Source organism: Pantoea sp. NSTU24, from assembly GCF_050157905.1.
Taxonomy (GTDB): Bacteria; Pseudomonadota; Gammaproteobacteria; order Enterobacterales; family Enterobacteriaceae; genus Pantoea.
Genome location: NZ_JBKIWZ010000001.1, coordinates 1,322,407 through 1,349,125 on the forward strand (window position 1 = coordinate 1,322,407; position 26,719 = coordinate 1,349,125).

Annotated in this window: 22 protein-coding genes and 2 pseudogenes; 9 read left to right on the plus strand and 15 right to left on the minus strand. The window is 59.5% G+C overall.

All coding sequences use genetic code 11. The features are described 5' to 3' along the window. Positions 1 to 10 precede the first annotated feature (10 nt). Genes rhaM through rhaB form a run of 4 tightly spaced genes read right to left on the minus strand, consistent with a single transcriptional unit; the run spans position 11 to position 3,889 of the window. Positions 11 to 325 (minus strand): L-rhamnose mutarotase, encoded by a 315-nt coding sequence (rhaM, locus tag ACLHDD_RS06475; RefSeq protein ID WP_427103432.1) that lies wholly within the window; start codon positions 323 to 325, stop codon positions 11 to 13. Next, on the minus strand, positions 315 to 1,157 hold the full coding sequence (gene rhaD, locus ACLHDD_RS06480) for a rhamnulose-1-phosphate aldolase (RefSeq protein ID WP_427103433.1): 843 nt from the start codon (positions 1,155 to 1,157) through the stop codon (positions 315 to 317). Before rhaD ends, rhaM begins: the two co-directional genes overlap by 11 nt. A 10-nt stretch (positions 1,158 to 1,167) precedes the next feature. Further along, entirely contained in the window at positions 1,168 to 2,424 is a 1,257-nt protein-coding gene (locus ACLHDD_RS06485; protein WP_427103434.1) for an L-rhamnose isomerase, read from the minus strand. Further along, entirely contained in the window at positions 2,417 to 3,889 is a 1,473-nt protein-coding gene (rhaB, locus tag ACLHDD_RS06490) for a rhamnulokinase (RefSeq protein ID WP_427103435.1), read from the minus strand. Before rhaB ends, ACLHDD_RS06485 begins: the two co-directional genes overlap by 8 nt. 291 nt (positions 3,890 to 4,180) lie before the next feature. On the opposite strand from rhaB, the gene rhaS reads away from it, so the two are divergent. Together rhaS and rhaR are read left to right on the plus strand one after the other, a co-directional pair. Continuing rightward, entirely contained in the window at positions 4,181 to 5,002 is an 822-nt protein-coding gene (gene rhaS / locus ACLHDD_RS06495) for an HTH-type transcriptional activator RhaS (RefSeq protein ID WP_427103436.1), read from the plus strand. A 10-nt stretch (positions 5,003 to 5,012) separates the two neighbouring features. After that, entirely contained in the window at positions 5,013 to 5,879 is an 867-nt protein-coding gene (rhaR, locus tag ACLHDD_RS06500) for an HTH-type transcriptional activator RhaR (protein WP_427103437.1), read from the plus strand. A gap of 56 nt (positions 5,880 to 5,935) precedes the next feature. Here the strand turns inward: rhaR and rhaT are convergent, their stop codons facing one another. Next, positions 5,936 to 6,970: an L-rhamnose/proton symporter RhaT gene (gene rhaT, locus ACLHDD_RS06505; RefSeq protein WP_427103438.1), complete on the minus strand. Its 1,035-nt coding sequence runs from the start codon at positions 6,968 to 6,970 to the stop codon at positions 5,936 to 5,938. Positions 6,971 to 7,329: 359 nt separating this feature from the next. Here rhaT and ACLHDD_RS06510 point away from each other — a divergent pair, with 359 nt between their 5' ends. Together ACLHDD_RS06510 and ACLHDD_RS06515 are read left to right on the plus strand one after the other, a co-directional pair. Further along, a complete protein-coding gene (locus ACLHDD_RS06510; RefSeq protein ID WP_427103439.1) occupies positions 7,330 to 7,653 on the plus strand; it encodes a hypothetical protein in 324 nt (107 codons plus the stop codon). Positions 7,654 to 7,696: 43 nt separating this feature from the next. Next, the gene (locus ACLHDD_RS06515) at positions 7,697 to 7,795 is read left to right on the plus strand and encodes a YoaK family small membrane protein (protein WP_139805882.1); all 99 of its coding nucleotides are present in this window, start codon (positions 7,697 to 7,699) and stop codon (positions 7,793 to 7,795) included. A gap of 3 nt (positions 7,796 to 7,798) precedes the next feature. On the opposite strand, the gene ACLHDD_RS06520 is transcribed toward ACLHDD_RS06515, so the two are convergent. Then, positions 7,799 to 8,065, minus strand: coding sequence for a DksA/TraR family C4-type zinc finger protein (locus ACLHDD_RS06520; RefSeq protein WP_427103440.1), 267 nt, complete (start codon positions 8,063 to 8,065; stop codon positions 7,799 to 7,801). A 55-nt stretch (positions 8,066 to 8,120) separates the two neighbouring features. Between ACLHDD_RS06520 and ACLHDD_RS06525 the strand changes: the two genes are divergently transcribed. Both ACLHDD_RS06525 and aldA read left to right on the plus strand, forming a co-directional pair. Then, complete coding sequence (locus tag ACLHDD_RS06525; protein ID WP_427103441.1) at positions 8,121 to 8,264, plus strand: hypothetical protein; 144 nt, start codon at positions 8,121 to 8,123, stop codon at positions 8,262 to 8,264. Next, positions 8,261 to 9,695 (plus strand): annotated as a pseudogene (gene aldA, locus ACLHDD_RS06530) (aldehyde dehydrogenase). The gene ACLHDD_RS06525 and the pseudogene aldA overlap by 4 nt, the downstream one beginning before the upstream one ends. A 199-nt stretch (positions 9,696 to 9,894) precedes the next feature. Here aldA and ACLHDD_RS06535 read toward each other — a convergent pair. Both ACLHDD_RS06535 and ACLHDD_RS06540 read right to left on the minus strand, forming a co-directional pair. Continuing rightward, the gene (locus ACLHDD_RS06535) at positions 9,895 to 11,151 is read right to left on the minus strand and encodes an MFS transporter (protein ID WP_427103442.1); all 1,257 of its coding nucleotides are present in this window, start codon (positions 11,149 to 11,151) and stop codon (positions 9,895 to 9,897) included. 8 nt (positions 11,152 to 11,159) lie between these two features. Further along, positions 11,160 to 12,581 (minus strand): M20 family metallopeptidase, encoded by a 1,422-nt coding sequence (locus ACLHDD_RS06540; RefSeq protein WP_427103443.1) that lies wholly within the window; start codon positions 12,579 to 12,581, stop codon positions 11,160 to 11,162. Between the two features lie 137 nt (positions 12,582 to 12,718). Between ACLHDD_RS06540 and ACLHDD_RS06545 the strand changes: the two genes are divergently transcribed. After that, positions 12,719 to 13,633 carry a LysR family transcriptional regulator gene (locus ACLHDD_RS06545; protein ID WP_427103444.1) on the plus strand — a complete coding sequence of 305 codons (915 nt, stop codon included), beginning with the start codon at positions 12,719 to 12,721 and terminating at the stop codon, positions 13,631 to 13,633. Positions 13,634 to 13,989: 356 nt separating this feature from the next. On the opposite strand, the gene ACLHDD_RS06550 is transcribed toward ACLHDD_RS06545, so the two are convergent. Continuing rightward, the gene (locus tag ACLHDD_RS06550; RefSeq protein ID WP_427103445.1) at positions 13,990 to 15,585 is read right to left on the minus strand and encodes an ABC transporter substrate-binding protein; all 1,596 of its coding nucleotides are present in this window, start codon (positions 15,583 to 15,585) and stop codon (positions 13,990 to 13,992) included. Between the two features lie 127 nt (positions 15,586 to 15,712). Between ACLHDD_RS06550 and pepT the strand changes: the two genes are divergently transcribed. Continuing rightward, entirely contained in the window at positions 15,713 to 16,939 is a 1,227-nt protein-coding gene (pepT, locus tag ACLHDD_RS06555) for a peptidase T (RefSeq protein ID WP_427103446.1), read from the plus strand. Between the two features lie 35 nt (positions 16,940 to 16,974). Here the strand turns inward: pepT and ACLHDD_RS06560 are convergent, their stop codons facing one another. Continuing rightward, a complete protein-coding gene (locus ACLHDD_RS06560) occupies positions 16,975 to 17,751 on the minus strand; it encodes a transporter substrate-binding domain-containing protein (RefSeq protein ID WP_427103447.1) in 777 nt (258 codons plus the stop codon). Positions 17,752 to 17,815: 64 nt separating this feature from the next. After that, positions 17,816 to 18,982, minus strand: coding sequence for a methionine aminotransferase (locus ACLHDD_RS06565; protein WP_427103448.1), 1,167 nt, complete (start codon positions 18,980 to 18,982; stop codon positions 17,816 to 17,818). A gap of 123 nt (positions 18,983 to 19,105) precedes the next feature. Between ACLHDD_RS06565 and ACLHDD_RS06570 the strand changes: the two genes are divergently transcribed. Beyond that, positions 19,106 to 19,990 (plus strand): LysR substrate-binding domain-containing protein, encoded by an 885-nt coding sequence (locus tag ACLHDD_RS06570; RefSeq protein ID WP_427103449.1) that lies wholly within the window; start codon positions 19,106 to 19,108, stop codon positions 19,988 to 19,990. Here ACLHDD_RS06570 and ACLHDD_RS06575 read toward each other — a convergent pair. The 4 genes and pseudogenes from ACLHDD_RS06575 to ACLHDD_RS06590 form a co-directional block, all read right to left on the minus strand. Beyond that, a complete protein-coding gene (locus ACLHDD_RS06575; protein ID WP_427103450.1) occupies positions 19,948 to 21,612 on the minus strand; it encodes a methyl-accepting chemotaxis protein in 1,665 nt (554 codons plus the stop codon). The genes ACLHDD_RS06570 and ACLHDD_RS06575 overlap by 43 nt on opposite strands. A gap of 215 nt (positions 21,613 to 21,827) precedes the next feature. Then, complete coding sequence (locus ACLHDD_RS06580) at positions 21,828 to 23,348, minus strand: carboxylesterase/lipase family protein (RefSeq protein ID WP_427103451.1); 1,521 nt, start codon at positions 23,346 to 23,348, stop codon at positions 21,828 to 21,830. 416 nt (positions 23,349 to 23,764) lie between these two features. Beyond that, positions 23,765 to 25,107 (minus strand): annotated as a pseudogene (gene hglS / locus ACLHDD_RS06585) (2-oxoadipate dioxygenase/decarboxylase HglS). 67 nt (positions 25,108 to 25,174) lie between these two features. Next, positions 25,175 to 26,509 carry an MFS transporter gene (locus tag ACLHDD_RS06590; protein ID WP_427103452.1) on the minus strand — a complete coding sequence of 445 codons (1,335 nt, stop codon included), beginning with the start codon at positions 26,507 to 26,509 and terminating at the stop codon, positions 25,175 to 25,177. Positions 26,510 to 26,719 lie beyond the last annotated feature (210 nt).

Sequence of the window (26,719 nt, forward strand, 5' to 3'; positions counted from 1 at the left end):
TTTTCATTTCTCAGCGCAGAAAGAACACCGGTTGCAGCGGCTGGTTGATCGGACTGTTGTCGGCATTCGATGGCATCAGATCTTTCATTGAGGCCCACCAGCGCTGGCAGACCTCCGTCTGCGCCACCGCATTCCAGCGCTCTTCCGAGGCAATCTCCACGCTGGCAAACAGCAGGTTTCGTCCGACGTCCAGCCAGATCGCATAGTTGTGCGCCCCATGCGCTTTCAGGGTCTCTGCCAGTTCAGGCCAGATCGGCGCGTGGCGACGTGCATACTCCGCGTGACAGTCAGGATTCACCTGCATCACAAAGGCTTTACGCAGCATTGGCCGGCCCCGCGTCCAGGGCCGGTTGCCACGGGGTGACGCCGAAGCGTTCGCCCAGCGCGACCAGCTGTTCGGTGGTAATACTCTGCCGGATACCGCCCATCGACAGCACCTTCACGATCACTTCAGATGATTTTTCCGCCGTATCGATCAGGCCAAAGGCCTCATCCAGCGTCGGGCCGGTGCCGAAGATACCGTGAAACGGCCACATCACCAGGGTATGTGACTGCATCTGCGCGGCGGTGGCGCTGCCGATTTCATCGGTGCCCGGCACCATCCATGGCAGCACGCCGACACCATCCGGGAAGACGACCAGACATTCGGTACTGCCCTCCCAGAGCAGGCGGGTCAGTCGGGCAGAGTCCAGCTCTGTGACATAGCTCAGGGCCATAAAGTGGGTGGCGTGGCAGTGCATGATCACCCTGTCCTCGCCCCCACTGACCGCTTTGCGCACCGCGTGAGACTGAAAGTGCGACGCCAGCTCCGAGGTCGGCAGACCGCCATTCGACAGCCCCCAGTGAATTTTAAACGAAAGCCCTTTGTCATCGACCTGCAGCAGCGCCAGGCAATCCGCCGGATCGAGCTGGACGTTGCGCATGAATTTTCCTGAGCCGGTGACCAGAAACCAGTCGTTCGCCAGCGCGGGTGCGGGCTGGCTTAACTCCACGCAGCGCGGCGAGGGATAAAAGTCGGCGGCAAAGGGGCTGACCTCCTCCTCTCGCAGACGCAGGCTGACGTTGCCGCCGTTTCGTTCATCCCAGCCCTTCAGCCACATATCGCTGGTCGCTTTGACCATCCCTCTAACAAACCCTGAAGAAAGAATGCTTTGCATAGTGAAATCCTTAACGTTGGCTCAAGATCTGTTGTTCATAGTGACGGACATCGCCTAACCAGCTGGCATCCGCCGGGACATCATGCCGCAGGCACCACGCTTCCCACACCGCCTGCCACGGCAGCGACTTCTGCTCTTCCAGCAGGGCCAGCCGGGCGGTGTAATCGCCGCTGTTCTCGGCCTGGCGCAGGCGACTGGTTGGCTCCAGCAGGGCGCGCAGCAGCGCTTTCTGTGTGTTGCGGGTGCCGATCACCCAGGCGGCGATTCGGTTGATGGAGGCGTCGAAGAAGTCGAGCCCGATATGCACCTTGTCGAACAGCTGATGACGAACGATCTCGCTGGCGATCGCCTGAGTTTCATCATCCAGCAGCACGACATGGTCGCTGTCCCAGCGCACCGGACGGCTGACGTGCAGCAGCAGGCGCGGCACATAGAGCAGGGCCGCCGAAATTTTGTCAGAGATCACTTCGGTGGGATGGAAGTGGCCGGCGTCCAGACAGAGCGCCGTCTGGCGGCTGGCGGCGTACCCCAGATAAAACTCATTCGAGCCGACGGTGTAGCTCTCTGCGCCGATGCCGAACAGCTTGCTCTCAACCGCATCGATATGGTGCTGCGGGTTGAGTTTCTCTGCGATCACGTCATCCAGGGCGCTTAGCAGACGCTGACGCGGCGCCAGCCGATCCACGGTGATATCTTTCATGCCGTCCGGTACCCAGATGTTCATCACCGAGGGCGTACCCAACTGCTCACCAAAGGAAGCGGAGATGCGGCGGCTCGCCTTGCAGTGGTCGATCCAGAACTGACGCACGGCCTTATCGGGGTGCGACAGCGTAAAACCGTCGGCGCTCAGCGGGTGCGAAAAGCAGCTGGGGTTAAAATCCAGCCCCAGGCCACGCTCTCTGGCCCACGCCACCCAGTTAGCGAAATGCGCGGGTTCGATCGCATCCCGCGCGACCGGTTTGTCGCTTTCCAGATAGAGCGCGTGCAGGTTCAGACGCTTAACGCCCGGGATCAGTGACATCGCCTTGTCGATATCGTGGCGGAGTTCACCGGCATTCCGTGCCCGGCCTGGATAATTGCCGGTCGCCTGAATACCGCCGGTTAATGCAGCCTGCGGATCCTCAAATCCCCGGACATCGTCACCCTGCCAGCAGTGCATGGAGACCGGGATTTTATCCAGCTGGCAGAGGGCCTGTTCAGCATCCACCCCACTGTCGGCGTAGCGTTGTTTAGCCAGTTCAAAAGCCTGTTCAATCTGCTTAGTCATAAGCGGGTTCCTTAGCGGGTTGACTCAGCGTCGCGAAGCGCGCCTGACTGGCGCGGAAGACGCTGTGTGGTTGCGGTTCAAAGGTTTCAAGCGGGAAGTTGCGGATAACGCTACGGCGAAAATCGGCCACGTCCGTCAGTTCACCCAGCGCAATCAGCTGACCGCCGACATTGCCCAGTGTGGAGGCTTCAACCGGCCCGGCCAGAACCGGGATCTGACAGGCATCGGCGCAAAGCTGATTCAGGAAGCGGTTCTGACTGCCGCCGCCTACCACATGCAGCTGTGCGAAAGGCTTGCCACGCAGCGCGGCCAGCTCCTGGATTACCTCACGGTAGAGCAGCGCCAGGCTGTCGAAAATACAGCGCGCCAGCGCGGCGGCCGATTGCGGCACCGGCATGCCCTGCCCGGCGCAGGCGTTCTGGATCTCCCGGACCATGCTGTCAGGATTGATGAAGCGGGCCGCATTGGGGCTGATAAGCGAAACACAGGCGGGCTGGCGGGCCGTTTCGTCGATCAGCGCGCCCAGGTCCTCAATCTGCAGTTCGGCGCAGATGCGCTGCAGCAGCCAAAGACCCATGATGTTTTTCAGCACACGATACCCCTCCGCGCCCCCCTCATTAGTGATGTTGGCGCGCAGTGCGGCCTCGCAGGCATAGGGCTGCAGGCTCTCAAAACCCATCAGTGACCAGGTGCCGGAGCTGAGATAGGCCGCATCCTCCTGCGTCAGCGGCGTCGCCAGCACGGCGCTGGCGGTGTCGTGCGTCGCGACCGCGATGACCGGCACCGCTATTCCGGTACGGTTGAGCCAGTGGCCGACGGTGTTGCCCGGTGCCTGCGGCTGCCTGAACCAGTGCGGTTCTGCGCCCGCCCAGGCCAGCAAATCACGATCCCACTCGCCCGTATGAAGGTTAAGCATCTGCGTGGTGGTGGCGTTGGTGTACTCCCAGTTCAGATTGCCGGTCAGACGATAATGCAGGTAGTCAGGGATCATCAGCGCGTGGGCCACGCGCGCCTGCCAGTCGGGCTGCTGCTGATGCAGGGCGCGCATCTGATAGAGCGTATTAAACGGCAGAAACTGAATGCCGGTTCGGGCGTAGATGGTGCTGCGGCTCAGCGTCTGTTCGGCCTGCTCCATCAGGCCATGGGTGCGTGCATCGCGATAGCTGACCGCTTCACCCACCCGTTCGCCCTCCGCATCCAGCAGCACCATATCCACGCCCCAGGTGTCGATCCCGATACTGTCCGGGACGATCCCCTCGTCATCCAGCTGCGCCAGCCCGGCGCGTATTTCCTGCTCCAGCTTCGCCAGATCCCAGCAGTCGTAACCGGCACGACGCTGACGCTGATTTTTAAAGCGCCGGACCTCACGCAGCACGAGCTGACGCTGAGCAGCATCCCATCTGGCGAGCATGACGCGACCGCTGGATGCGCCGAGGTCGATAGCAACAATGTTTCTCCGGGTCATGGCGGTGTTTCCCTGTGATTATGTGGTCACAGAGTAAAAATCTCTCCGTCGAAAGACCTTCCCCGGAGTGCCAGCGGTGCAGGCGCACTGGCAGACCTGCAAAGAACTTCGTGAGGGAGATCACAGAGAGCGCACACTGGAGGATGTGACCCCTGCCGCAAATCTGTCAACTGCCGGGGATATCTTGAAAAATCAGCGCGTTTCCTGCAGAGCGCGGCTGAAATTTCAAGGTAAGGTAAGCAGCGGCTGATTACACTGCGTTAAAGTTTTGTTAATCAGCGGGAGCCGATCATGACCCTATTGCACAGTGCGGATTTCTTTCCCAAAGGCGATTACGCGATAGCAATTGAACCGCGTATCCCCCAGACGGCCTTCCCCGAACATCATCATGATTTTTATGAGATTGTGCTGGTTGAGCAGGGGTCGGGCATTCATGTTTTTAATGGTCAGCCGCAGACGATCTGCGCCGGTTGCGTCTGTTTTGTCCGCGACCATGATCGACACCTTTATGAACAGACCGACAACCTGTGCCTGACCAACGTGCTCTATCGCAGCCCCGGCGCGTTTCGTTTTCTCTCCGGGCTGCAGGCCCTGCTGCCGGGCGATCAGAATGGACATTACCGGCCGCACTGGCGTCTCAGCCATAAAGTGATGGCGCAGGCGCTGAACGTGGCCGCGCAGATGCAACTGGATGATGCCTGGTCGCTGGATAAACAGGCGCGCCAGGAGCAGCTCTTTTTGCAGTTGCTCCTGCTGCTGCGTGAGACCTGTATCGACGGCCAGCGTCAGGATCACGAGGCACGACTGCATCACCTGCTCGACTGGCTGGGCGATCACTACAGTGATGAGATCGTCTGGGATGAGGTGGCCGATCGTTTCTCCCTGTCGCTGCGTACTTTGCACCGTCAGATGAAGCAGCTGACCGGCAGCACGCCGCAGCGTTACCTGAACCGTCTGCGGCTGTCAGAGGCCCGTCATCTGCTGCGTCACAGCGATATGCGCATTACCGATATCGCCTTCCAGTGTGGATTTGGCGACAGCAACCACTTCTCTACCCTGTTCAGGCGCGAATTTGGTTGCGCACCGCGAACGGAGCGTCAGCAGAGGGTATAAGGAATCCGGAATGGCTTTGATCCTCAGTCGTGAAGACTATTTTCCCGCGCCCAGCCTGCCGGTAGCGGTTGCCGAAAGAATGCCTCAGCCCTCTTTCCCGCCGCACCAGCACGAGTTCAGTGAGATCGTTATTGTCTGGCGCGGCAACGGCCTGCACGTTCTCAACGATCGCCCGTGGCTGATCACCTGCGGTGACGTCTTCTATATCCGCGACAGCGACTGCCACAGCTACGACAGCGTTAACGATCTGGTGCTGGATAATATCCTTTACTGCCGGGATCGCTTTGGTCTTGCACTCGACTGGCATCAGCTGCTGCCACAGCCGGGGCCGGATGCACCCGGCAGCTGGCGTCTGACCACCCGGGGCATGTCGCTGGCGCGTGGCGTAATCGGCCAGCTGGAGCGTGAGAGCCGTAAAAGCGATCCGCTTTCAGTGCAGCTGACTGAAGCGCTGTTTTTACAGCTGGCACTGATTCTGCGTCGCCACGGCTATGCTGCCGACCGCCCCTGGGCATTGCCGGAGGGCGAGCAGCTCGATCTGCTGATGTCCGCGCTACAAGGCGCGATTGCCCGTCCCTTTGATCTCGCGGCGTTCTGTCAGCATAACCAGCTCAGCGAACGGGCGCTGAAGCAGCTCTTCCGTCAACAGACCGGCATGACCATTGGCCACTACCGGCGTCAGCTGCAGCTCTGCCAGGCGAAGTATCTTCTGCGCACGCAGGACTGCCTGATCGGTGAGATTGCCGCCCGCTGCGGCTTTGATGACAGTAACTACTTTTCAGTCGTCTTTACCCGCGACACCGGTCTGACGCCCAGCGCCTGGCGTCAGCGTTTTATCGCGCCGCGCCAGACGCTGAAACACAGTGAGTCAGATTAAAAAAGGGCCTGCTGAGCAGGCCCGTCCGATACCCGTAAATACAACATCGTTCCCGGTCAGGCCGCCATGCCCAGCCCCACAATATTCGCCGCGATGATAATCACCACGCAGCCTATCGAGAGTACGCTCACCGGCCGACGTCCTGCCGATTTCCACTCTTTCATGACCAGCCCCACCAGCCCGCCACACAGCACGTAAAGGCTCATGTGCAGCATCCAGCTCACATAATCGTACTGCTCAGGGATTCTGGCATGCCCCCAGGCGTAGAAGAAGAACTGCAGATACCACATGGTTCCACCGAGTACGGCAAAGGCGATGTTAGCGATTAGCAGGGGCTTCGCGACCGAAAGATCGCTGCGCAGCGACAGCTCTCGCCGTGTCGCCAGCCGCCAGAAGCAGAAGCCCAGATTGACCAGCGCGCCGCCCCCCATGATGACCACATAGCTGGGTAAGGCGACATAGAGCGGATCGATCCCCAGACCGGCGGCAGCCTGATGCATCGGTTTTGCCGCATCCATGGCAAAGGACATGCCGGCGGAGAAGATGCCGCACATCACCGCCAGCAACAGACCTTTCCTGAGATTGAACTCTTCGGCGTTGATCCCCAGCGCCCGCTCCTTTAAAAGACCGGCGCGTGAGACAATCGCGACACCCATCAGTGCCACCAGCACGCCCAGCAGGGTTAAGCGGCCACCCGACGAAGCGAAAAGCGCCCCAAAGCGCCCCTGCAACAGCGGTGTCATCAGTGTGCCAACCACCAGGGTAATCCCGATGGCGATGCCAATCCCCATCGACATACCGAGATAGCGCATGGTCAGGCCGTAGTTAATATTGCCAATGCCCCACATGGCGCCAAAGAGAAACACCGGCATCAGCTGTGACAGCGTGAAACTGCGGTAGTAAGCCAAGAAATCGGGCAGTAACACGGCACTGACCGCCCACGGCAGGATCAGCCACGACATCAGGCCACCTACCGACCACATGGTTTCCCATGACCATCTTTTTACCTGCTTAAAAGGCGCGTAGAAGCATGCGGCGCTGGCGGCTCCGACGAAATGCCAGAAGATACCCGCGATAATGGCACTGTTCATTGTTAATCCCCGGTTAGGTTAAGGCCTGTCGGAAAGCTGCTGCTTCCGCTCTGCAGGCAGTCTACGTTCAGCAGGAATTCCTCAGCCTTTAGATAAGTGCCGGAAGCCGCCGTGCAGTGGCAATATTTACCCGTTATGAACGTCAGGGATCACAGTTTCGCCGTTGTCAGTTGATTGGAGGAGTAAACAGGTAAGTCGCTTATTATTTAGCGTTTTTAACGATTCTGCTGTGTGGCGCAGCACAATTTCGTGCTGACTGCCAGCTTCACGTACCAGGTGGCAAAGGCGTAAAGAAGCCTTTATTTCGGGCAGGTAAGGCCGTATAAACGGGAACAAACTTAGCGGGATCAAAGATTGAGATGACAACGAAATGGTTAACAGTGATTCTTTCGCAGTCGGTGAGCCAGGTCATGCTGGATGATCTGCGGGCGATCCTGCCCGCAGAGGCGATAAAGGTATTCGTTAATCAGCTGGATGAAACCCACTACGTCACCCTTGAGTGCCGGCAGGCTGAACAGCACTGCGCGCTGATTGCCGCGGCAATTGTGGTCTGGCGGCAGCTCGGTCACATCCAGCATATTCTTTACAGAAAGGGCGACGTGCTGCGCGAGGAGCACGACGCCACGCAGTTCCAGCTCTTTACCCTGCTGAAAACCCACCGCGCACTTCTGCAGATCTCATGATAAGATCACAGCCCTTTAAATCGCGGTTCTCCGCAGGTGTAAAATGCGAATTGGCATTCTGTTTCCCATCGCCATCATCGTGGCAGGCGTGAGCTTTCTGGCGTGGTTTATCGGCAGCGGTCTGGCAATGCCAGGCTCCTAGGCGTCAGCGCAGCTGACTGTCTTTACTGCCGCGACGATTATATAAGCTGCTGGTCTGCTGCTGTTTATCGATCTTCTCCTGACAGGATACGCAGTAATGCACCCCTTTCAGCGCCTGACGACGTGCTTCCGGAATCGGCTCGCCACAGAGTTCACATTCGGTTGCGCTTTCACCCTGGCCGATCGCCTGTCTGACGCGTTCAATGCCGTCGTTGACGGTGCTGTCAATCTGCTCCTGTACCGCCCCTTCTGATGCCCATCCGTTAGCCATGATGCCCCCTTTTCTGCTTGTTTCACCTCTTTAAATCTACAACAGACTGGCGATTTTGCCGCAGAACTCACCAGATTTTGTCACTGGCTGCCAGCCGGGGCCGGTAGCTGGCAACCAGCCAAAGGTTGCGCCGGACGATCTGCTGCACCCTGCTATCACATTACTGCAACGTATCGATAGCGAAGAGGCCAGCGAATGACAACTCATCATCAACATTACATCAATGGCGAATTTGTCACCCATCAGGGTGATCAGTGGATCGCCGTGACAAATCCGGCTACGGAGGCGCTGCTGTCACGCATCCCTCAGGGCAGCCGTGAGGATGCGAGCCGCGCCATCCGTGCCGCCGCCGCCGCGCAGCCGGAGTGGGAAGCGCTGCCTGCGGTCGGGCGTGGCGTCTGGCTGCATAAGATCGCCAGCGCGATTCGCCAGACTGAGCCAGAGCTCACCGCTACCCTCGTCGCGGAAGGGGAAGACGCAGGGCCTCGCAAAGACCGAAGTGCTGTTTACCGCCGACTATCTGGACTATATGGCGGAGTGGGCGCGACGCTACGAGGGGGAGATCATCAACAGCGATCGCCCCAATGAGAACATCTTCCTGTTTAAAAAGGCCATCGGCGTCACCACCGGCATCCTGCCGTGGAACTTTCCTTTCTTCCTGATCGCCCGCAAAGTGGCACCGGCCCTGATCACCGGCAATACGATCGTGATCAAGCCCAGCGAACTGACGCCTAACAACGCCGCACTGTTTGCCGGGATTATCCACAGGCTGGGTCTGCCTGCAGGGGTCATCAATATCGTTTATGGGCTGGGGCCGGAAGTGGGCCAGGAGCTGGCGGCTAACCCAGACGTCGGGCTGGTAAGCCTGACGGGTAGCGTCGGCGCGGGTATTGCGACCATGCAGGCCGCCGCGACAAATGTCACTAAAGTCTCACTGGAGCTGGGCGGCAAGGCTCCCGCCATCGTCATGGATGATGCCGATATCGACCTGGCGGTGCGTGCCATCACCGATTCGCGGATGATCAACAGTGGACAGGTCTGTAACTGCGCGGAGCGCGTCTATGTGCAGGCAGGCATTTATGATCGCTTTATCTCTGCACTGGCCACAGCATTTCAGCAAGTGACCTTTGGCGATCCTGCCGAACGCTGCGACATCGCCATGGGGCCGCTGATTACCGCCGCCGCCCGTGATCGGGTGGAGCAGAAAGTCGCGGAGGCCGTCGCGGACGGTGCCCGCGTGGTGCTGGGCGGAAAGCGTGCCGGCGAGAAAGGCTTCTTCTTTGAACCTACGCTGCTGACCGACGTGCGCCAGGACATGGCCATCATGCAGGAGGAGATCTTTGGCCCGGTTCTGCCGGTCATGAAGTTCAGCACGCTGGATGAGGCAATCGCCCTGGCTAATGACTGCGAATATGGGCTGACCTCCTCACTCTATACGCGGGATCTCAATACCACGATGACGGCGCTGCAAAAGCTGAAATTCGGAGAAACATACGTTAACCGCGAAAACTTTGAGGCGATGCAGGGCTTTCATGCCGGATGGCGCAAATCGGGTGTCGGCGGGGCCGACGGAAAACATGGACTGGAGGAGTTTCTGCAGACCCATGTCGCCTATCTGCAGTTCAGATAGGCACTTGCGACTCTCCGCACTGTACCCGTCAGCCGCCTGAAGGCTTAGCGTGCAATGGAACCGCAGGCATGCTCAGCCATCTGCTTCCGCGCAAAGCGCGATGACGGCCCGTCTGAAACAGGGGCGTCATCGCCGCCAGGAATGGCGGCTTACCGGTCTGAGCATATATGCGGCGACGCAACAGGAGGCCCGGATGCCGTCAGGCTACCCGCTGACGGCAGCGCAACAGCGCAACGCCGCTCAGTACCGCCACCGCCATCAGGTAGTAGCCTGGTGCCAGGCTGCTGCCGGTCGCAGCAATCAGCATGCTGCAGATCAGCGGCGCAAATCCGCCAAAAACCGTCACGGCTACGTTATAGCTGATTGCCATGCCGCTGGCGCGGGTGGTTGCCGGAAAGAGATCGGCCATCACCGAAGGCACTGTGGAGAAGTAGACCGACTTCAGCAGCGCCATCCATGCCACCAGCAGGATGAGCGTGGCAGGCGTAGTGTGACTAACCATGCCCCGGAAGGCGGGATAGATGGTAATCATCAGTAACAGCAGCGATCCCCACATCAGCGGCAGCCGGCCAATCCGCTCCGCCCATAATCCCATCAGCGGTGTCACCACGGTCAGGATAATGCCCGCCACCAGCGTCGCGGTGAACGCTACCGACCCCGGCAGATGCAGCGTTCGGGTGGCGTAAGTCGGAATGTAGTTGAGCATATAGTTCACGGCCGTTGAGATAACCATCACGCCTATCGCCAGCGTAATCAGCGTCTTCTGCTGGCCGAACAGGGTCTTCAGCGGCGCGGCCTCTTTCTCCTGGGTGGCGAAGCTGGCCGGTTCCTGCACATGACGACGGATGTAGATCCCCAGTGGCCCGATCAGCAGGCCGAAAGCAAACGGAATGCGCCACCCCCACGCCTGAATCTCGCTGTCGCTCAGCCAGTGGGTCAGCCCCAGTCCGAAAGCCGATGCCATCAGGGTGCTGGCCCCCTGGGTCGCAAACTGCCAGCTGGCGATAAAGGCTTTGCGCTCCGGAAAGTGCTCCACCAGAAAAGCGGTTGAACTGCCAAACTCGCCACCGGCCGAAAAGCCCTGAATCAGCCGCGCCAGCAGAATCAGCAGCGGTGCCGCCAGGCCCAGCGTGGCGTAACCCGGCATAAAGGTAATGATGGCCCCGCCGAGCATCATCAGGTTAATTGACAGCAGCAGCGCCTTTTTGCGGCCGTGCCGGTCGGCATAGTTGCCCAGCACAACCGCGCCCAGCGGACGGATTAAAAACGAGATGCCGAAGCTGCCAAAGGTCAGCAGCAGTGACACGGAGGGATCGCTGACCGGAAAGAAGACGTGCGCGATGTAGCTGGCGAAAAAACCGTAGACCGCGATATCAAACCACTCCAGCGCGTTGCCAACGCAGGTCGCGAACAGGGTTTTGTGCAGATCCGGCTTGACCGGCGAAGCGTCTTGCATCTGACTACTCATCGTTCACGCCTCCGCCACTGGTGGTGGCGCGCCATCAGCGGTTCGCCCTCTTCACCCAGCTGCCAGAATAGCCGGGTCATGATCGCCAGCCCCTCACGTGCGACTCCGGTGAGCAGATGTTCGTTTACCCCGTGCTGACCGCAGGCGGGATAGGAGTGCGGTATCCAGAGCGTCGGCAGACCGAGAATATCGGCAAAGACCTCGTTAGGGAGTGAGCCGCCCAGATTCGGCAACAGTGCCGGTTTCCTGCCGCTGCTGCGGGCCAGGGTATCCAGCGCCCAGGTCACCAGCGGATCCTGCGGATCGAGTCGCGTGGCCGGTGAGCCGCGCATAAACTCCACGCTGACGTTGTCGAACCCATGCTGTCGCAGATGCTGGTCGACGTGCCGGACCAGATTCTGCCAGTCAGTACCGACCACAAACCGTAACTGACACACTGCCGTGGCGCTGCCGGGAATCGCATTCATCGGACGGGCCGGATTACCGGTTTCGAACGCCAGCACCTCCAGAGTGTTCCAGCCATAGAGACGCTCGGCCGCCGTCAGCCCCGGCTCGCCCCAGCCTCTGGCCAGCGCCGGATCGCCCGGCATGCCGCCAGGTTCGATATCGCGCAGGATGGCGCGAACCGCGTCGGTCAGGGAGTCTGGCTTCAGTGCGGCAACCTGCAGCACGCCCTGCGCGTTCACCAGGCAGGCCAGGGCATTCGCCAGCTGGGTGCCTGGGTTGCTCAGCAGGCCGCCCCAGTTGCCGGAGTGATAGGCGTTGTCGCGCGCACGAATGGTCAGCCGGAAGTTGGCCGCGCCGCGGGACCCCAGGAACAGCGTCGGCCGCAGCGCATTGAGTCGCGGGCCGTCAGAGGCGATAAAGAGATCGGCTTTCAGCAGCGCCTGCTGCTGCTGACAGATGGCCGCCAGCCCTGGCGAACTGATCTCCTCGCCCATCTCAAACAGAATTTTGCAGTTGAAGCCCAGCGTGCCGCCGCGCGCCTGCCACACCTGCTCCAGCGCAGCAAAATTGATGCAGTGCTGGCCTTTATTATCTGCGCTGCCACGACCGTAGAGCCGATCGCCCTCTTCGGTGAGCTGCCAGGGGGATAATCCTTCGCGCCAGTTTTCATCGTCACCGAATACCACGTCGCCGTGGCCGTAGCAGAGCAGCGTGGGCTTAGCGGGATCTTCAATGCGGGTGGCAATCAGAAACGGCGGGCTGCCGGGCTGCGGGTTCTCAAACGGATGCAGCGTAAAGCCCATCGCCGCCAGCTGCGGCCCTATCTCCTGCTCCAGATAGTGCGTCAGTTCCGCCTTTCGGCTGGCGTGCTGGCTTTCAGTAACGCAGGCGACCCGGCGTGCCAGCAGCGTCCGGAATGCGCCGGTATCGAAGTAGTGCATGGCCTGATCGACGGCCTGTTGCTCTGTCATGTTTGCGCTTCCTGTTATTTTCGTGCTTTATCTTTGACAAACTTCATCCTTTGCCACAATTATCAATTTATCGAGAGTGCTTTGCTTTTTAAGCAAAGCATCATTGCCCTGTAATGAGGCGTGTTACCGGAGGCACGATGTTAAGCAGTGAAATCCGCTACTTCCTGGCGGTCGCCGAGTACGGCTCCCTGAGCGCCGCCAGCGAGCAACTCTTTGTCGCGGTATCGGCCATCAGCCGTCAGATTCAGCGCCTCGAAGACCAGGTGGGTGCCCCGCTGTTCCGGCGCCATGCGCGCGGCATGGTGCTGACCGAGGCCGGAGAGTTGTTTGCACATCACGTGCGTAAAAGTCAGCGCGATATGGCATATACGCTGGCGGAAATTAAAGGGCTGAACGCGGTCCGGCGCAGCCTGATCCGTATTGCCTGCACCGATGGCATGGCGTTCAGCCTGCTGCCCGGCCTGCTGGCCGAATTCCGGCAGCACCATCCGGGTGTGCTGTTCGCGCTGAACGTTACGCATGCCCAGGGCGTGGCGGCGTGCGTCCGGGCGGGTGAGTGCGATGTGGCACTGCAGTTCAGCCTGCAACCGGAGCGCAGCGTCGAGGTGCTCGGCTCATGGCCTGCGCCAGTGTTGCTGGCGATGCATCAGTCACATCCGCTGGCGTCCCGTCAGGTGACGCTGGCCGATCTCCATCGCTGGCCGCTGGCGCTGCCGGGCCAGCACACCACGGTGCGGCAGCTGTTTGACCTCTCCTGTCAGATGAATGACTGCGTGGTCGAACCGGTGCTGACCTGCGACTATTTCGCCGCCCTTTACCACTTTCTGCTGCACACGCCGCAGGCCGTTACCATCTGCAGCGCATTCACCCTGCTGTTTGCCGGCGAAACGCAGAATCTGGTGCTGCGGTCGATGGGTGTGGATCAGCTGAGCCAGCGCACGCTGCAGCTGCAGACGGTGTCGGGCCGCCAGCGCAACGCGGCGCTGACGCTGTTCCTGCAGTTTCTGCAGCAGCGGCTAACGGAACTGGATCAACAGGTCAGGCTGGGATAAGGCGGCGTGAATAAACCGCCCCTGTCCGGAATGGTGAGGGATTAGGGAAATAAGGCAACATAATCAGGGTCTGCCATGTATTGCGGCGAGCCGCGCCCGGCGACGGAAACTGCCCCTGTCAGAACGTTACTGAAATCGCCATCCCTGGCAGATCCGTCCCGCGCAACAACACCTGTTACCCTGACAAACGCCAGCAAACGGGACAGCGCGAAGCGTTGTTCCGTCACGCCGGGCGCTATGGTCTGGATTGCCTGTTGTAACGCTGCTTCCTCTGCCCTGCGCGGATTGATTGCAGCCAGCGCGTCCCTGCGATTCGCGCATCAGCAGAGACCTACCCGGCAGTGGGTTTCACTGCTTTATTGCTTAATGTCAACCTGATAGAAGATGTGCTTGCCGAACGGATCGACCTGATAGCCGCTGACCGACTTACGCACCGGTTCGAAGATGGTAGAGTGCGCGATCATGACGGCGGGCATCTGGTCATGCATGATCTGCTGCGCCTGCAGGTAGAGCGCGGTGCGCTTGCCCTGATCCGGCTCGGCGCGCGCCTCGGTGATTAACTTCTCAAACGGCTGATAACACCATTTCGAGGAATTTGACCCGCCCTGCGCGGAGGTGCAGCTGTAGAGCGGGCCAAAAAAGTTATCCGGGTCGCCGGTGGCGGTCGTCCAGCCCATCAGCGCCGCCTGATGCTCACCGCTGCGCACCCGTTTCAGGTATTCGCCCCACTCATAGCTAACGATGCTGGCTTTAATGCCGACCTTAGCCCAGTCGGCCTGGATCATCTCCGCCATACGACGGGCATTCGGGTTGTAAGGCCGCTGAACCGGCATCGCCCAGAGCGCGATTTCGGTGCCAGGTTTTACGCCAGCCTGCTGCAACAGGGCTTTTGCCTGTTCCGGGTCATAGTCGTAATCTTTGAGATCTTTGTCGGCGCTCCAGACGCCCGGCGGCAGGATATTTTTCGCCACCGTGCCGGTGCCTTTGAAGATCGCTTCTATGATCGCCGGTTTGTTAATGGCCATCGCCAGCGCCTGACGCACTTTGACGTTGTCGGTTGGCGCTTTGGTGGTGTTAAACGCCAGGAAGCCGGTGTTCAGCCCGGCTTTCTGCTCCAGACTGATCGCCGGGTTGGCGCGCATTTTTTCGAGATCGGCGGGGTTGGGGAATGGCATCACCTGACACTCGTTCTTCTCCAGCTTGGCATAGCGCACAGAGGCGTCGGGCGTAATGCTGAACACCAGCCGGTCAATCTTTGCCTTACCCTGCCAGTAGTCCGGGAAAGCTTTGTAAAGGATGCGTGAATCTTTCTGATACTGCACCAGCTCGAACGGGCCGGTGCCGATCGGGTTCATATCGACCTTTTCCGGCGTCCCCGCTTTCAGCATGGCGTCAGCATACTCTGCTGAGTGTATGGAGGCGAAATACCAGGCCAGGTCAGCCAGGAACGGCGCTTCCGGATGGGAGAGCGTAAAGCGCACCGTATGATCATCCACCCGATCGATACGTTTGATCAGGGTGGAGAGTTCCAGACTCTCGAAATTGGAATAGGTGCCGCCGGAGACATTATGATAGGGATTTTTCGGGTCCATCTGGCGCATAAACGAGAAGATCACATCGTCGGCGTTAAAGTCGCGGCTGGGGCGGAACTGTTTGTTGCTCTGAAACTTTACGTTTTTACGCAGATGGAAAGTGTAGACAGTGCCATCCGGGCTGATCTCCCAGCTTTCCGCCAGACCCGGCACCAGATTAGTCGTGCCGGGTGTAAAGTCGACCAGACGGTTGAACACCGGCACGGCGCTGGCGTCGACGCTGGTTCCCGAGGTATAAAGCTGAGGGTTGAAGTTCTCTGGCGACCCCTCCGAACAGTAGACCAGCGTTTTAGCGTTGACGCTGCCTGCCAGCGCGATCCCAGCCGTAACAAGCGCTAAGGTTGCTATCCTGATTTTCATTATTATCCTCGCTTTGTATTGACTTCCGGTGATCACAATACCTAAATGAATCATTCAGATGCTTCATTGATAGCACGATTCGGCACCATAGCGAACCCCGCGTGTGGCTGACTAATAAGGAATAGTGATGACAGACAAACTTGAGTCGCAACTCACCACACGCTTTTTCCGTTACCTCGCCGTCAGCAGTCAGAGCGATGCGAAATCGACCTCACTGCCGAGTACGCCGAGCCAGCACACGATGGCGGCCCTGCTGGCGGATGAATTGCGTGCGCTGGGGCTGGATGAAGTGATCATCGATGAATACGCCACGGTGACGGCGGTGAAACGCGGCAACCGTCCCGACGCCCCGCGCATCGGCTTTATCACCCATATCGACACCGTCGATGTCGGCCTGTCGCCCGACATCCATCCGCAGATCCTCACCTGGCAGGGCGAAGACCTCTGTCTGAATGCAGAGCAGGACATCTGGCTGCGCCGTGATGAACATCCGGAGATCGCGTCCTACGTCGGCCAGCAGGTGATCTTCAGCGACGGGACCAGCGTACTGGGCGCGGACAACAAAGCCGCCGTCACGGTAGTGATGACGCTGATGGAGAACCTGCAGGGTGATCATGGCGACATCGTGGTTGCTTTTGTGCCGGACGAGGAGATTGGCTTGCGCGGCGCGAAAGCGCTGGATCTGGAGACGCGCTTTAACGTTGATTTTGCCTGGACCATCGACTGCTGTGAACTGGGCGAGGTGGTGTATGAAAACTTTAATGGAGCCGCCGCAGAAATCGTCTTTACCGGCGTGCCAGCGCATCCGATGTCGGGCAAAGGGGTACTGGTCAATCCGCTGCTGATGGCTCACGACTACATCAGCCTGTTTGATCGGCAGGAGACGCCGGAGCACACTGAGGGTCGCGAGGGGTATATCTGGTTCAATGAGATTCAGGCCAACGCCAGTCAGGCCACGCTTAAAGCCTCAATCCGCGATTTCGACCTGAGCTGTTTTGCGGCACGCAAGCAGCAGCTCCGGCAGGCCGCAGAGACTATTTCGGCGCGCTATCCCACCGGCGACGTCAGCATCACGATCAGCGATATTTACAGCAACATCAGCAATGCGCTGGGTGAGGATCGTCGGGCCATTGATCTGATCTTCAGCGCCTTTGCCGCGCTGGAGATTGAACCCAAAGTGATCCCGATGCGCGGTGGCACAGATGGTGCCGCGCTCTCTGCAAAGGGTCTGCTGACGCCGAACTTCTTTACCGGCGCGCACAATTTCCATTCACGTTTCGAGTTTCTGCCGCTGACATCGTTCGTGAAGTCCTACCAGGTGGCAGAAAAGCTCTGCCACCTGGCAGCGGGCTGAGGAGAAAACCGGGCGCAGAACGCGCCCGGTGAGCATCAGGGCTTCGCGCTGACGTCGATACCAGGGAAATATTTTTCCGCCAGTTTTTTAAGGGTGCCGTCGCTCTGCACTTTGGCGATGGCCACATCCAGCGACTGCTTCAGCTGCGCATCATCCTTGCGCAGGCCATAGCCGATGCCTGAACCCAGAATTGCGTCATCCTCAACCGGTTTGCCAGCAAAGCCAAAGCCTTTGCCCTGCGGTTTGTCCAGAAAGCCGGACTGACCGGCCGCGGACATGACCAGCGTTCCGTCGAGGCGGCCCGCGACCATGTCGTTGTAGACCTGATTCTGATCCTGATAGGAGATGACCGTCACGCCCTGGCTCTCCCAGTGCTTCTTCGCATAGGTTTCCTGAATCGACCCCTGCAACACGCCGATGTTTTTGCCGCGCAGGCTCTCTGCCATTGGCGCCAGATTTTCACCGTTTTTCGCCACCAGCATGGTCGGAATGCGGTAGATCGGCTGCGTAAAGGCGATGCTTTTTGCGCGCGCTTCAGTGATGTTCATCGCCGAGTTGATCGCGTCAAACTTTTTCGCCTGCAGCGCCGGGATCAGCGCATCAAAACTGCTTTCCACCCAGTGGCAGGAGAAGTTGCCCGCCTTACAGATGGCATTGCCCAGCTCGATATCAAAGCCTTCCAGCTCGCCTTTGGCGTTGCGGCTCTCAAACGGCGGATATTGCGACTCCACACCGTATCGTAAATCCTGTGCCAGTGCCTGCATGGAGCTCATCATCCCCAGTGCGAGAAAAAGCGCATTCAGTTTCTTCATTCTCTGTTTACCCCGGTAAGTCCTGGTTATCTGTTTCCCGGTCTGCCCCGCGCCGTGGCCCGGTTCAGTGGGAAAAAGCACTAAGCGCAGCCGCGCCCGCCTCAAGTGTCGCCTCGTCTTTGGCAAAAGAGAGGCGAATCAGTTTATTGTCTGTGCCATCCATATAAAACGCCGACAGCGGAATGGTCGCCACGCCGTGATCGACGATAAGACGTTTTACCATTTCGCTGTCCGGTTCGTCACTGAAATGTCCATAACTGGCGAGCATAAAGAACGAACCGGCGACTGGCAGCAGCCGGAACGGTGAATGCTGCATCAGCGCCGTCAGCCGATCGCGCTTCTGCTGATAGAAGGCGCTAAGCGACAGATAGTTCTGCGGGTTCTGCAGATAATGAGCAAAACCCACCTGCATCGGCGTATCGGCGGCGTACATCATGAACTGATGTACCTTGACCAGTTCGGTCATCAGTTCCGCCGGGGCCAGGCAGTAGCCGACCCGCCAGCCGGTAACGTGAAAAGTTTTGCCGAATGAGGAGACGATCACGCTGCGCGCGGCCAGCTCCGGATGCGTCGCCATGCCGCAATGCGGACGGCCATCAAACAGAATATGCTCATACACCTCATCCGAGAGCACCACGATGTCAGTGTTGCGGATCAGCGCGGCCAGCTGATTCAGGTCTTCCGGCGTCAACACCTGCGCGCTGGGGTTATGCGGCGTATTGATGATGATCATCCGGGTGCGCGGCGTGATCGCCGCCCGCAGTTGATCCCAGTCGATGGCAAAGGAAGGCACCTGCAGCTTGAGGCCAATCGGCTTACCGCCCTGTAATCGCACTATCGGCGCATAGCTGTCAAACGCCGGTTCAAAGAAGATCACCTCATCGCCCTGATGCACCAGGGCGGTAATCGCCATATAGAGCCCCTGGCTGGCGCTGCCGGTGATCAGCACTTCACTGGCCGCGTCATAGCGCTGCCCGTAGAGCGTCTGGACTTTGTGGGCAAGTGCCTCGCGTAAGGCAGGCAGCCCCATCATGGCGGCATACTGGTTGTGCCCCGCCGCCATCGCCTGGCTGACGGCGTCGACCAGCACCGGATCGCAGGGAAAATTGGGCGCACCCTGCGACAGGTTGATTGCCTGATGCTGTGCCGACAGCTGGCCGATGACGCTGAAAATGGTGGTGCCGACGTCCGGCAGTTTCGGGTGGATCGCAACAGGCGTTTTCAGGGACATACACTCTCCGTCAAAAAAAACCGCTCAGGTGGGCTGAACCGCTATTCAACGAGGTGTGGCTTGAGTCGGCAAGCGAAATGTCGTCATAATAGCTATGACATAAATGCATAGCTGAGGTCTATCGTGTCCCGTACATCGCTGCCGCTGAATGCCATCCACGCGTTTCTGGTGACCGCCCGGCATCTCAATCTGACGCATGCCGCCCGCGAACTCTGCCTCACGCAGGGCGCAGTGAGCCGCAAGATTACCTCGCTGGAGCAGTGGCTCGGGGTAACGCTGTTTGACCGCCATGCGCGCGGGCTACGGCTGACCCCGCAGGGCGCCGCCCTGCTGCCTGACCTGCAAGAGGGCTTTGAACGGATGGTTCAGGCTAGCGAAAAGGTCCGGCGCACCCAGAGCAGCATCCGCCTGAAAGCGCCGACCTGCGCGATGCGCTGGCTGGTGCCCCGGCTGATTGCGCTGGAGCATCAGCGCCCGGAACTGCATGTGGCGCTGACCACGACCCTGGATCATGCCTCGCAGCGGGAGAATTTTGATGTGGCGATCGTTTATGGCCAGCCGCATCCCGAAGGGATCACCCTGTTCCGGGAGTCGCTGACGCCGGTGATGGCAGCGAATCTGCCCTTGCCCGCCTCACCCGCCGCGCTGGAGGCGCTGACCTTTCTGCACCCGACCGCAGACACGCGCGACTGGCTGTGCTGGCTGCAGGCGCAGCAGCAGGTGATGCCGTTAATGAAGCGGAACCAGCATTTTTCCACGATGGACCTGGCGATCAGCGCAGCAATTCAGGGATTTGGCGTGGCGATTGCGGACAGCAATCTGGTGGAGAGTGATATTGCCAGCGGCAGGCTGATTAAGCCGTTCGCTGGCGAGGTGATGACGGGGGCCGTTTACAGTCTGCTGCAGCGGCCCGGCCACGATGCGCCACCGTTCCTGGCAGAGCTGGTGGCGTGGCTATGCCGGGATCAGAAGGTGACCCAGTCGCCGTTATCGGCAGGTTTAGCCTGAGCCGCACTCAGCACAGGCGCTTTCGGCCCGGCCGGTTTACCGCTGACCACTGGCGCGCTGTGCGGGGTGGTTGAGAGACGAAACTTCGCCACCGACGCCTGCAACGCTTCCGTCTGCAGTGCCAGGGCACTCGCGGCAGCTGAAACCTCTTCGACCAGCGAGGCGTTCTGCTGGGTCACGCTGTCCATTTCGGTCACCGCCGTGCCGACCTGAGAGATCCCCTTGCTCTGCTCTTCTGACGCGGAGGCGATCTGCTTCATGATTGCATCCACATCCTGCACCGACTTCAGAATATTGTTCATCGTGCCGCCGGTCGTGCTGACCAGTTCGGCGCCTTTATCCACGCGCTGAACGGACTCTTCGATCAGGGTCGCAATCTCTTTGGCCGCATTGGCGCTGCGCTGCGCCAGATTACGTACTTCGGACGCAACCACCGCAAAACCACGCCCCTGTTCACCGGCACGGGCCGCTTCGACGGCGGCGTTTAGCGCCAGGATGTTGGTCTGAAACGCGATGCCGTTGATGACATTGGTGATCTCGGCGATCTTCTTCGAGCTGCCGGAGATGCCATCCATCGTGCTGACGACTTCGCTGACCAGCTGACCGCCGCGCTGGGCGGTGGTGGTAGCGGTTTCCGCCAGCAGGCTGGCCTGCCGGGCGTTATCGGCGTTAAATTTTACCGTGGCGGTTAACTGCTCCATGCTCGCCGCCGTCTGCTCCAGCGCAGCAGCCTGCTCTTCGGTGCGTGATGAGAGGTCATTGTTACCGGCCGAGATCTCCGCCGCACCGCGCGAAATGTTCTCGGTGCCGCTGCGAATGGCGCTGACCGCTTCCCGCAGGCTGTCCTGCATCGCACTCAGCAGCGGCACCAGTTTGCCGACGCAGTTACGACCGAACTCATTGACTGGCTGGCTGAGGTCGCCCGTAGCGATCACGGCGAAATGATTACGGATGCTGTCAAGCGGACGCACCAGCATGGCCACCAGATAACGGTCGGTAAACAGCAGGATCAGCAGGCCGATAATCACCGTGATGGTGATAATGGTTTTGGTCATCGCGGTCAGGCGATCCACTTCCACCCGGGTGGTGTCCAGCTTTTCGGCTGCGGCCTGGTTAAATTTCTCGGCGCTGACGCCAAAAGCCCGGCTCAGCGGCGGCGTGCCGTTGTTCGCCTGCTCACGGTAGGCGTCGGCCGACGCCTGGCGGGCCAGCTGCAGCTGCGGCGTTACACCATCATCCAGCAGTTTCTGCCAGCTCTGAATCACCCCATCCACCACGTCCGGATTCATCGGGCCGGGTGCCAGCTGCTTAAAGCGCGCCAGTTGCTGCGTCATGCTGTCCAGCGCCTGCTGCACCGGCGCATACGCCTCATCCGTCAGCGCTTTGCCTGCGGCTTTGCTTTCCATCACGCGGGACAACCGGGTAATCACGCGAAAATATTGATCGTTGCCTTTGCTCAGCACCGTCATTTGTTCAACCAGATGGCGGTCAACATCGTTGCCTTCGCTGAGCGCGCCTAGCGAGTGGATGCTGTAAAGCCCGACGCCGCTCCACAGTAAACAAAACAGTCCCAGAATAGAGAGCATCACTGCGCGAATGGTAAAATTTTTGAGCATTCCCATACCAAAATCCTATGCATGTTGACCCGTAATCGTCGGGCATAACGATTTATCGGCAAAGGCATGTCAAAATGTAACTATTTTATTACCTGAAATTTTACAGGGTCGGCAGCCTCATCCTGGTTAAAAAGTCCTTTTATTCATAGTTTTAGGCTTTTTGAAGCAAAAATTTTCATTCGAGAATTTTCATGATTAGCAGGCTAACCATCCGGTTCAGCTCAGAGTTTCACCATCCGACTCATCAGCAGGCGGAACAGCCGCATCCGGGCGCGCATGAAGTTTTTCCTGAGCGAAATGCGGTTCTGCCCGCCCTCTCCCAGTGACATCGTCACGTCCTCGCCGGGATGCCAGGCTGGCCAGATGACTTCACCTTCAAGCTGATGCTTATATTCCGTCGCATCGCGGGCAAAATTAAACCAGTATTCGCTGACCCGTTTTGCAAAGGCGTGATCGCCCTCGCTGAAAGGTCGACCGTTGTCAGGATCGGGTATCTGGCCCAGCGTATTCAGCGTATAGGGCACTTCATTGCCGTGCCAGGTACCGTGCGGATAAAGGTCGCGGGCCTGCTCGGATACGTAATCAAACCAGTAGCGCCAGCCCGGCATACCTGCGTTGTGCTGCGCCCGCATCACCAGCCACGGCATCAGGCTGAACGCCATATCGCGCGCGACGGCGCGGCCCAGTAACCGATCATCATGGATGTCATACATCCACTTCAGCGTCCGGTAAATCAGACGGTTTTTGTCGCGCAGCTGCTGCAGCACGGCAGCGGCATCCACGCCGAAATAGTCCAGCACGCTGGCCTCGTCGCTGTTACTGCCCGCCATCAGCGGCAGACGATGCTGTTTTGCCGTCAGAAAGGTACGCAGCATCGGTTCGGGCAGCACGGCATCGCCAGCGATGGGCACCGGCGGGATCGACAATGCCCCCTCCAGCGGCCAGAAAGCATCGGCAGGCAGCGCGCGCAGGTCAGCCGCGCTGGCGTCTGGTGGCAGGCCAAGATGTCGGGCCACCGCCACGCCCTGCTGACGCGCTTTTTTCAGCGGCGTGTCTGGCAGGCTATAGGCACTCTGCACAATGCCTTTATGGAACAGCCCCTCCGCCAGCGGAGAACAGCAGAGTGACAACACACTCCGTGCGCCGGACGATTCGCCAGACAGCGTGACGTTGCGGCGGTCACCGCCAAAAGCCGGAATATTGCGCTGAACCCATTGCAGCGCGGCAATCTGATCCAGCAGACCAAAATTGTTCACTGTGCCGCCTGCGGGGTACTCTGCATCCAGCGCGGGATGTGAGAAGAACCCCAGGTGGCCAAGCCGGTAATTAAGCGTCACCACAACCGCGCCCTGTGACGCCAGCGGCTTGCCGCTGTAGGCTGCCAGTCCGCCGGCACCGAGGGTAAAACCACCGCCGTGCAGCCACACGATTACCGGTAGCGGCCTGGACGGCTCGATATCGGGCGTCCAGACATTCAGGTAGAGTGCATCTTCGCTTAATGCTCCGGGATCGCCTCCGCCAACGGCCTGACAGTAAGCCCGATTCTGCCAGCCGGAGGCGCTGAACGCGGTGGCATCGCGCACACCCTGCCAGGGCGTGACCGGCTGTGGCGGACGCCAGCGCAAGGCACCCTCCGGGGGCGCTGCATAAGGTATGCCTCTGAATACGAAAAGGTCATCGTCCATGCATCCACGTAACTCACCTTCAGCCGTCATGATCCTCAGACCTGTTTCGTTTTTCATTCCCGTTTCCCTGTTCAGACGTTCCTCCATTATTTGCAGGCCCGCCCGCGTTGTCCATGCGCAGAGGGGATTTGCAGAATATACCGAAGCGTAAGGGTCAGGCATGAACACGATCGCCAGCCGGTCAGGTGCATGCGTTAAGGCGATGTGTTAAGCACGGTTTATCATTTCCAGGCCGGGCCGTTTGCAGAAAGCGTACGGATGCGCCCCGCTGGCCGTCTGAGCGGTGCGGGTTGCCGCCGCTGCAACGTTATCTTTTTAACTATTCAGAATACTTACGCAGAGAAATCTGCGTGCGCGGTTAACAGGTCTGCCTGCATACGGCAGTCAGCAGCGTTGTCCCGTTTTTTCCGGCTTCAGGGCCAGCCGGCCAGGGGAACGATGCCGGGCAACAGCGTCATTGCCCGGCAGGCCGTTCAGGCAGAGGCTAGCCCGCACTGCGCCAGTGAGCGCTGCTGGCGCTCTTCATACAACGTCATCTCATCCAGCACGGCACACCCCAGCGCCGCCTCAAACGTCTGGCGGCTCGCCTGCCCCGCAGAACGGATCCGGGCCCGGTCGCCCAGGTTGGACTGAAAAATGCCCGCCGCGCTGACGGGCAGAAAATCTTCGTAAGTCTGCGGCTCGGCCACTATGCGCCCCGTCGCAATCAGCGTCTCCAGCGATTCACCCTGCGCAGGCGGCGTCGCCATCCCCTTTTCGCTCAGGCGATAGCGGAACCAGGCCAGCCCCTGCTGCCGTAGCAGGGTCTCATCGTCAGGGAAATCACGGAAAATGTCGGCCAGATGCTGCTGATGCTGCTGGTTATCCTGACCGCTGCCCGCCTCACTGAGCAGACGATCGTAGAGGGCCCGCCCCTGAGGTGTCAGCGCCACGCCACGCTGCTCTATCTCACCGAAACGTGCCGTGTGGGTGCCCTGATGACCATCGCGGAAGACAATAGGCTCCTCCAGCGCCTTGAAGCTGGTCTGTCGCAGCAGAATGGGAACTTTGCGACGTGGCGGGCCCTCAATCAGGGTTTTGGGATCGATACCGCGTGACGGCATCAGCTGCTGGACGCGGTCAATGTCCAGCGTGCGTGGCGTCAGATGGTTGATGTGGCAGCCCGGGAAGCAGACCACATCGGCAATCAGCCGGTGCTGCTGGTTCAGCGCCTGATAAGTCTGACTGTCGACGCTACTGTGTGAATGCCAGCGGAAGGTTTCCAGCGCTTCGGTAACAAACTCGCCGGCCTGCGCTTCGGTCAGGCCGCCCTGCTGCGCATGAAGGTCCAGCAGCGCCCGGCAGCGGGGAGTAAAGATGTCACGAGCCGCAAGGATTTCAGCCGCCTGTTCACGCAGCGTCTCGTCGTCGATCAGTTCAGGACGCAGCAGTGAGGTAAACACGCGGAAGGGATTGCGCCGCAGCGCCGCATCGTCGATCGGCCGGAATGCGGTAGAGTGAACCGGCACGCCTGCCTGCGAAAGATCGTAATAGCCAACCGGGTACATGCCCATCACCGCAAACAGCTGCCGCAGCGTGGCTAATTCCGCCGCCGTGCCCACGCGAATGGCACCGTGACGCTCAATGCTGAGCCGGTCAATTTCATCCGCCGCCGTGAGACGATCTTTCAGTGCGCTGTTGGCTTCCAGCGTACGATCGTTAACTGTTGCCACCAGCTGCATCAGCGTGCCGTACTGCGGCACCTCCTGCTGATACATCGCGGACATCGCCTGAGAAAACGGGTGCGGATCGCATCCGCACAGAGAAACTTGTCCATCTTATCCACCTGACACCGTGAGCGTTGCTGCTACTGTAATGCAACGCGCTGGCAGCAGCGGAAAAAATCACGAATCTGTGATCGGCTTAAAGCCGAAGCGATTTTTTAACAGCAGCATCAGGCTGGTGATCACAGCCGGTATCGCCAGCAGCAGAAAGATAACGCTGAACGACCAGCCGAGTGTGAGCATCTCAGCGCCGACGAAGGCACTGAGGATGGCGCCAATGCGTCCTACACCATGCATCCAGCTTGAGCCGGTGGCACGGGCATGTGTCGGATAGTAGCTGGCAGATAAGGCGTTCATGCCGGTATTTGCTCCGTTGAAGCAGAACCCGCTGCAGAAGGCGATGGCGCTCATTATGCCGGCTTCCGCTGGTGAAAAGCCGAGCGCCACGATAAACACCCCGCCGCAGCCATAGATCACGGCCAGCGCCAGGTTAGCGTTAAACCGGTCCATCAGCCAGCCCGCAAACAGGGAGCCTAACGTGCCACCAGCCTGATACATCGCGGTGATAAAGGCGGCCTCGGTGACTGACATCCCCAGCGTGTTGACCAGTGAGGGTAGCCAGCTGCCAATCAGATAGACCAGGAACAGGCCCATAAAGTAGCCGCCCCAGAGCATGATGCTGCCAAACAGGTAGCGACGTGATAGCACGGTGCCCACCGCGCCGGTCACCGGTAAGGTTGCTTCCGGGGCGTGAAACGCGCAGTCAGGGGGCGTTTTGCCCGGCATCATCCGGTCGAGGATGGCGTGAATACGGGCGGCAGAGGCGCCACGGCTGATAAGAAACCGCACCGACTCCGGCAGACCCCGGAGCAGCAGCGGCAACACCAGCAGCGGCAGGATGCCGCCGAGCAGCAGCACCGAGTGCCAGTCATAGCGCGGCAGCAGCCAGGAGGCGGCAAAGCCCCCGCTGGCGGCGCCGAAGGTAAATCCGCAGAACACCACCGTGATGATAAAGGCACGTCGGCGTTCAGGCGCATACTCCGCCACCAGCGTGCCAACGTTAGGCATTGCAGCACCCAGTCCCAGTCCGGTCAGAAAACGGAACAGCATCATCTGCTCAATGTTCTGCGACAGTGCGGTAGCCAGGGTCCAGAGACCAAAAAACAGGACGCTCAACAGGATCATCAGGCGGCGGCCATAGCGGTCGGCCAGCGGCCCTGCCACCATCGCTCCCAGCGCCAGCCCGATCAACGCCGCGCTGATCACCAGCCCGAGCTGATGGTTAGTCACGCCCCACGCCGCTTTCAGGGTGGGAGCAATGAAGCCCATAATCGCAATATCCATACCATCGAGTGCCACCACGATAAAACAGAGTGCGATAAGTCGTTTTTGCCAGCGGCTGAGCCCCTGCTGATTGATAAGCTGGCGGACATCTACCGCCTCGACGCTGGTCAATGAACACTCCCCGGGAGTAACGAATCCGACATCAGTTTAAGTAAAAAAAACGGCGCTAATGATAGCCCATCGTTAACCTTAAGCGGTCAGTTTTTTTGCAAAAGGAGAGAATGATGCTATCCGGGCTCGCTAAGCCATTGATATTTCATTGCGCAGCAGTGCTTTCGTTCAGGCATTTTTAAAACGAACAGTTTTTTTTCAGCGGGTTAA